Raw genomic sequence first — 6,301 nt, forward strand, 5'->3', positions numbered from 1 at the left:
GCAGGACGGCGTCGGACGCCTGAGCGGGAGCGCTCCGGGCACCGAGGTCGAATCCGGCGGAGTCGTCTGCTCACCGAGCAGTCGCGACCTTCGACAGAGGAGAACAGTGGACGAGCAGCTGTCGCACGACGCGTTGCGCGAGTACTTTGCGGACGCCTTCCCGACGCTCGCAACATTCGCCCACGAGCTCGAGTCCCAGGGCGAGACCCGTGGGCTCATCGGACCTCGGGAGGTCGGGCGGATCTGGGAGAGGCACATCCTCAACTCCGCAGCGCTCGTCCCCTTCTTGCCGACGACGGGCTCGATCGTCGACATCGGCTCAGGCGCCGGCCTGCCCGGCCTCGTGATCGCAGCGATGCTCCCGGGCACGTCGGTGGTGCTCGTCGAGCCGATGGAACGGCGGTGCGTGTGGCTCGCCGAGATGACGGAGAAGCTCGAGCTCACCAACGTCGAGATCAAGCGGGGGCGCGCCGAGGAGTTCCACGATGCGTTCGAGGCCGATGTGGTGACGTCGCGGGCCGTCGCGCCTCTGGACAAGCTCGCTCGATGGTCGCTCCCCTTCCTGGGACGAGGAGGCCAGCTCGTCATCCTCAAGGGGCGTGGTGTGGTCGACGAGATCGCTCCGGCACGCAAGGTGCTCAAGAAGTTCAAGATGTCCGAGCCGGAGATCCTCGAGGCCCGCACCATCGAAGGTGCCGAACCGACGACCGTGCTGCGGAGTGTCCGTACAGGCGGCTGATCGCACCCATGTTTCACGTGAAACGGCCGGCATGTGTGCGCGCGGAGACGAGGGCCCGGCTCTTGGTCGATCGATCCGTGCGTGGCGGTCGGAGCCACGGGCGAGAGCCACGTAGTGTTGTCCTGGCGTCGGTCGGTCCGACGTCCGAGAAGAGCGTGGCCCGGAGAGCGTTGACACCAGACGCTCACGGGACCAGCGAGGACGTCCGGACGACGGTCGCGGGAGCAGGTCGCGGCCAGACGACGGACGAGCACGACCGAGGTCGCCCGAGGCGTGCCGCCGCACGACACACGCGACATGTGTGCACGTGATCGAGAGGAAGCAGTGTGGAGGAGACGCGCGTGTCCACGACGTCCGCAGCAGGCACGAGCCCGCAGCACCCTGGTGACCCGACGTATCGGTTGAACCTCGATGTTCCACGTGAAACATGGGTGCGTGACACCCACACCCGCGAGATCCTCGAGAGCCTGCCATCCGGGGACGAGACGACACCGCTCGCCGCGCAGCTTGCTGAGGACACCCGCCGTCGTGTGTCCCTCCAGGGGCACCGCTTCGCCCGTCCGGAGACGACGAGGATCATCACCGTCGCCAACCAGAAGGGCGGCGTCGGGAAGACGACGACCACGGTCAACATGGCCGCGAGCCTTGCGCAAGGTGGCCTGAACGTCCTCGTCATCGACAACGATCCGCAGGGGAACGCGTCCACCGCGCTCGGCATCGACCACAGGTCCGGCGTGCCGTCCGTCTACGAGGTCCTTGTCGAGGGCGCACCCCTCGCCGAGGCCGTCCAGCGGTGTCCTGACTTCCCGACTCTGCTGTGCGTCCCCGCGACGATCGATCTCTCCGGAGCCGAGATCGAGCTCGTTTCCTTGGTTTCACGTGAAACACGCCTCAGGCGTGCGCTCGACGTCTACCTCGCTCAGCGTGACGCGGCCGGAGAGCCGCGCATCGACTACGTCCTCGTCGACTGTCCGCCGAGCCTCGGGCTGCTGACCGTGAACGCCTTCGTCACCGGACGCGAGGTCCTCATCCCCATCCAGTGCGAGTACTACGCGCTCGAAGGGCTCAGCCAGCTCCTGAAGACGATCCAGCTCATCCAGGCGCACCTCAACCCCGAGCTGCACGTGTCGACCATCCTGCTGACGATGTACGACTCACGGACGAACCTCGCCCAGCAGGTCGCGTCCGAGGTGCGAGAGCACTTCCCCGACCAGACTCTGCAGACGTCGATCCCGAGGTCCGTGCGGGTGTCTGAAGCGCCGAGCCATGGTCAGACTGTCATCTCCTACGAGCCGAGCTCGACAGGCGCCCTGGCGTATCGGGAAGCCGCGCGCGAGCTCTCCGAACGCGCCGCACGCAGATGAGCCGGGCGTGGAACCGTGTCGGTGCCACAATGAACGCGGCGCACGAGCAGGCACGGTTCCCGTCAGAGGGCATCGGACAGCTGCTCGCTGCGCGGATGATCGGTATCGAAAGGAAGCACAGTGAGTGAGAAGCGTCGCGGTCTCGGCCGTGGACTGGGAGCCTTGATCCCTTCGGCCTCCGAGGGCAGGCGTCCTGTCGACGTGTTCTTCCCGAACGGCGCCGGCACGGGTACTGCGGTGAAGGAGCTCGTCGAGTCCCCGGAGCAGGAGGCGAGCTCGAGCCCCGAGAGCGTCGCGGCCGACGGTTCCCCGGAGGACGCTCAAGGACTCCCGACGGACACCTCAGCCGCACCGCCTGCCGTCAAGGCGCTCGATCGGCCGTTCCTCATCGACTCTGTTTCACGTGAAACATATGAGGCTGCTACCGGCACGGCACCCTCGACGGAGCTCGTCCCGGTGCCCGGTGCGAGCTTCGCCGAGCTCGATGTCCAGAGCATCCGCCCGAACGCGCGGCAACCGCGGACGGCCTTCGACGAGAACGACCTCGCTGAGCTTGTCGGATCGATCCGTGAGATCGGAGTCCTGCAGCCGATCGTCGTGCGTCCGTCGAAGGACAGCGACGGTTACGAGCTGATCATGGGGGAGCGCCGGTGGCGCGCCAGCCAAGAGGCCGGCCTCACGACCATCCCGGCGATCATCCGTGAGACGGAGGATGCCGACCTGCTGCGGGACGCGCTCCTGGAGAACCTCCACCGCAGCGACCTCAACCCGCTCGAGGAGGCGGCGGCCTACCGGCAGCTGCTCGACGACTTCGGCTGCACGCACGAAGAGCTCGCGAGCCGCATCTCTCGGTCACGTCCGCAGATCTCGAACACGCTCCGGCTCCTGCGACTGCCGCCGCTGGTCCAGCGACGCGTCGCTGCAGGGGTGCTCTCCGCAGGTCATGCCCGAGCTCTCCTCGGACTCTCCGATGGTGCAGAGATCGAGCGCCTCGCGCAGAGGATCGTCGCCGAGGGGATCTCCGTGCGCGCGACAGAGGAGATCGTCGCGCTCGGTGGGCTGGATCAGGAGAAGAAGCAGGTCAAGAGGCCACGCGCCGGTGGCAAGATCCAGGCGATCGAAGACCTTGCGTCGCGGCTCTCGGACCGGTTCGAGACGCGCGTCAAGGTCGATCTCGGAAAGACCAAGGGCAAGCTCACCGTCGAGTTCGCCTCGGTCGAGGACCTCAACCGCATCCTCAGCGTCATGGCCCCCGAGGACTCTGGACTCTTCAAGAAGTAGACGCGGACGCCGGCGGCGAGTTCAGCCGGGGAACGCGCTCGAGTCCGTCGACCGCGCCCTCGTGACGATGGAGAGGTAGAGCGACGGCAGGGAGTGCCCTCCCGCCAGCGCAGCCTGGGGGAGCAGGGACGTCTCCGTCATGCCGGGCGCGACGTTGACCTCGAGGAACTCCGCGGTGCCGTCGGGCCGCAGGATGAGGTCCGTGCGGGAGAGGTGTCGCAGGCCGAGAGCGAGGTGCGCCTGGACGGCGACCTCACCGACGTGCGCCGCGTCCGGCCCGGAGAGACGGGCCGGCGCGAAGTACTCGGTGCGGCCGGGGTTGTAGCGCGCGTCGTAGTCGTAAGCACCGTCGGTGACGATCTCGACAGCGGGCAGTGCCTGCGGTCCGTCAGCGGTCTCGATGACGGAGACTGCGATCTCGGTGCCGGAGACGGCCTTCTCGATGAGTGCCACGTCGCCGTAGGCGAAACAGGCGACCATCGCCTGCGCAAGCTCGGAGCGCACCGAGACGACCGTCACCCCGAGGGCAGAACCGCCGCTCGCGGGCTTGACGACCAGCGGGAGACCGAGGTTCTCGACGACCGCGTCGAGGACGGCCCGGGCGCCGAGGTCGCGGAAGAGCGTCTGGGGGAGCGTGACGTAGTCGGGCGTGGCGAGCCCGGCCCGCGCGACGACCGACTTGGCGACCGGCTTGTTCCAGGCCACGCGGCTCGATCGTGGGCCAGTGCCGACGTAGGGGACGGACAGGAGGCCGAGGACGTCCCGCACGGAGCCGTCCTCGCCGCTCGCGCCGTGAAGGATCGGCCAGACGACGTCCGGTCGCACCTCGTCGAGAAGCGGCAGCAGGTCGGCATCGACGTCGTGCACCGTGACCTCGGCATTCGCGGAGCGCAGGGCCTCCGCGACGCGTCGTCCGGAGCGGAGGGACACGTCCCTCTCGTGAGAGAGGCCACCCGACAGGATGACCACCCGGGGGTGCTGGCTCATGCGACGTCCGGTCCTGGGTTGTCGGTGTCGGTCACGTCGTCGAGCATCGGGCTCGTGCCGAAGATCTCGACGAGCTCGCGCTCGGCGTTGATGACCGACGCGAGGCGGCGTACTCCCTCGCGGATGCGTTCGGGGGTGGGGTAGCAGTAGGAGAGCCGCATGTGGTCGGCGCCCGTACCGTCGGCGAAGAAGGCAGTACCCGGGACGTAGGCGACCCGGCCGGTGACGGCTCGAGGGAGCATCGACTTCGAGTCGAGCCCGGGAGGGAGCTTGACCCACGTGTAGAAGCCACCGTCCGGGACGGTCCAGGACGCGTCGGGGAGGTGCTCCGCGAGCGAGGACACCATCGCGTCCCGTCGGTCGCGGTACATCTCCTGGAACGCCTTGATCTGGCCCTTCCAGTCGCTCGTCGACAGGTAGGCGGAGATCGCCATCTGGGAGGCGTTGGAGGGGCAGAGGATCGCGGACTCGGATGCGAGCACGAGCTTCTCGCGGACGGCGTGCGGTGCGACGACCCACCCGACACGAAAACCTGGCGCGAACGTCTTCGAGAAGGACCCGAGATAGAGGACACCGTCCTCGTCGAGCGAACGGATGGCGGGCACGGGATCGCCGCCGAAGCCGAGGAGACCGTACGGGTTGTCCTCGACGAGCAGGACGCCGTGGCGCTGGGCGATCTCGAGGATCCGCGGCCGTCGCTCGAGGCTGAGGGTGACGCCGCCCGGGTTGTGGAAGGTCGGGATCGTGTACAGGAGCTTGACCCGCCGACCGTCCCGCGCAAGAGAGGCCAGCGTCGACTCGAGCGCCTCGGGGATGAGTCCGTGCGCGTCCATCGGGACGTGCACGACGTCAGCCTCGTAGGAGCGGAAGACACCCAGGGCGCCGACGTAGGAGGGCGCCTCAGCGACGATGACGTCACCTGGGTCGATGAAGATCCTGGTGACGAGGTCGAGAGCCTGCTGGGAGCCGGTGGTGACCACGACATCGTCCGGGTGGGCTGAGATGCCCTCGAGGGCCATGACGCTGAGGATCTGCTCTCGTAGAGCCTCGTGGCCCTGTCCGGAGCCGTACTGGAGCGCGGAGAGGCCCTGCGTGGCGATGACGCGCTGCATCGTCTCGGCGATCGCGTCGAGGGGGAGCCCGGCGAGGTTCGGCATGCCACCGGCGAGCGAGACCACCTCGGGGCGGTTGACGACCGCGAAGAGAGCCCGGACCTCGGACGCACGCATGTTGTGCGCGCGCTGAGCGTACGCACCGAACCATGGATCCAGCCGGTTTCCCGGGGTGGGTGGGGTCGCGGAAGTCACGTCGCCTAGTCTCGCACGGGGCGTCGGGGGAAAGTGTGAAGGACGCGACCCCTGGGCGGGGTCGCGTCCTCGTGCGCCGGGCGCAGGTGGAGCAGGTGCTGGGTGGACGTCTCAGTCGGTCGGTTCGGCCGACTCGAGGTTCTCGAGCTGTGCTGCGACAGGTGCCTCCGCGTGCTCAGCGAGGATCTGCTCGATCTCCTCGACGAGTGCGCGCTTGGGCCGCGCACCGAGGATCGACTTGACGACCTCGCCGCCGCGGTAGACGTTGAGGAGCGGGATCGAGACGATGCCGTAGGCGGACGTCACCTGAGGGTTCTCCTCGATGTCGACCTTCGCGATCTTCAGGCGTCCGGCGTAGTCGGCGGCGATCTCTTCGAGGACGGGCGCGACCATGCGGCACGGCCCGCACCACTCGGCCCAGAAGTCGACGAGGACGGGGATCTCCGACTCGAGGACCTCGGTCTTGAACGTGTCGTCTGTGACGACGACGGTTGTGGTGCTCACAGTGCCTCCAGGGCGTCGACGATGTGGGTGGGTGAGGCGGTCTCGTGGACGAGGTCGCCGAGGTAGTTCTGGGCGTCGATGGCCGCGGCGCAGCCGGATCCGGCGGCGGTGATGGCCTG

Annotated in this window: 6 protein-coding genes; 3 read left to right on the plus strand and 3 right to left on the minus strand. The window is 68.1% G+C overall.

What is annotated here, in order from left to right; genetic code table 11:
- Nucleotides 1–106 precede the first annotated feature (106 nt).
- The 3 genes from rsmG to ABKW26_RS19895 all read left to right on the plus strand — a co-directional run bounded on the left by rsmG (nucleotide 107) and on the right by ABKW26_RS19895 (nucleotide 3,384).
- Nucleotides 107–739: a 16S rRNA (guanine(527)-N(7))-methyltransferase RsmG gene (gene rsmG / locus ABKW26_RS19885; RefSeq protein ID WP_348595824.1), complete on the plus strand. Its 633-nt coding sequence runs from the start codon at nucleotides 107–109 to the stop codon at nucleotides 737–739.
- A 431-nt stretch (nucleotides 740–1,170) separates the two neighbouring features.
- Nucleotides 1,171–2,103 carry a ParA family protein gene (locus ABKW26_RS19890; RefSeq protein ID WP_348595829.1) on the plus strand — a complete coding sequence of 311 codons (933 nt, stop codon included), beginning with the start codon at nucleotides 1,171–1,173 and terminating at the stop codon, nucleotides 2,101–2,103.
- A 120-nt stretch (nucleotides 2,104–2,223) separates the two neighbouring features.
- Nucleotides 2,224–3,384 carry a ParB/RepB/Spo0J family partition protein gene (locus ABKW26_RS19895; protein WP_348595825.1) on the plus strand — a complete coding sequence of 387 codons (1,161 nt, stop codon included), beginning with the start codon at nucleotides 2,224–2,226 and terminating at the stop codon, nucleotides 3,382–3,384.
- Nucleotides 3,385–3,405: 21 nt separating this feature from the next.
- Here ABKW26_RS19895 and ABKW26_RS19900 read toward each other — a convergent pair whose 3' ends face one another.
- The 3 genes from ABKW26_RS19900 to trxA all read right to left on the minus strand — a co-directional run bounded on the left by ABKW26_RS19900 (nucleotide 3,406) and on the right by trxA (nucleotide 6,182).
- The gene (locus tag ABKW26_RS19900; RefSeq protein WP_348595826.1) at nucleotides 3,406–4,371 is read right to left on the minus strand and encodes a D-alanine--D-alanine ligase; all 966 of its coding nucleotides are present in this window, start codon (nucleotides 4,369–4,371) and stop codon (nucleotides 3,406–3,408) included.
- Nucleotides 4,368–5,678 carry a PLP-dependent aminotransferase family protein gene (locus ABKW26_RS19905; RefSeq protein WP_348595827.1) on the minus strand — a complete coding sequence of 437 codons (1,311 nt, stop codon included), beginning with the start codon at nucleotides 5,676–5,678 and terminating at the stop codon, nucleotides 4,368–4,370. Before ABKW26_RS19905 ends, ABKW26_RS19900 begins: the two co-directional genes overlap by 4 nt.
- Nucleotides 5,679–5,789: 111 nt before the next feature.
- Nucleotides 5,790–6,182 carry a thioredoxin gene (gene trxA, locus ABKW26_RS19910; RefSeq protein ID WP_348595828.1) on the minus strand — a complete coding sequence of 131 codons (393 nt, stop codon included), beginning with the start codon at nucleotides 6,180–6,182 and terminating at the stop codon, nucleotides 5,790–5,792.
- Nucleotides 6,183–6,301 lie beyond the last annotated feature (119 nt).

Origin of the sequence: Sanguibacter sp. 25GB23B1 (assembly GCF_040012415.1) — a bacterium.
GTDB lineage: Bacteria > Actinomycetota > Actinomycetes > Actinomycetales > Cellulomonadaceae > Sanguibacter.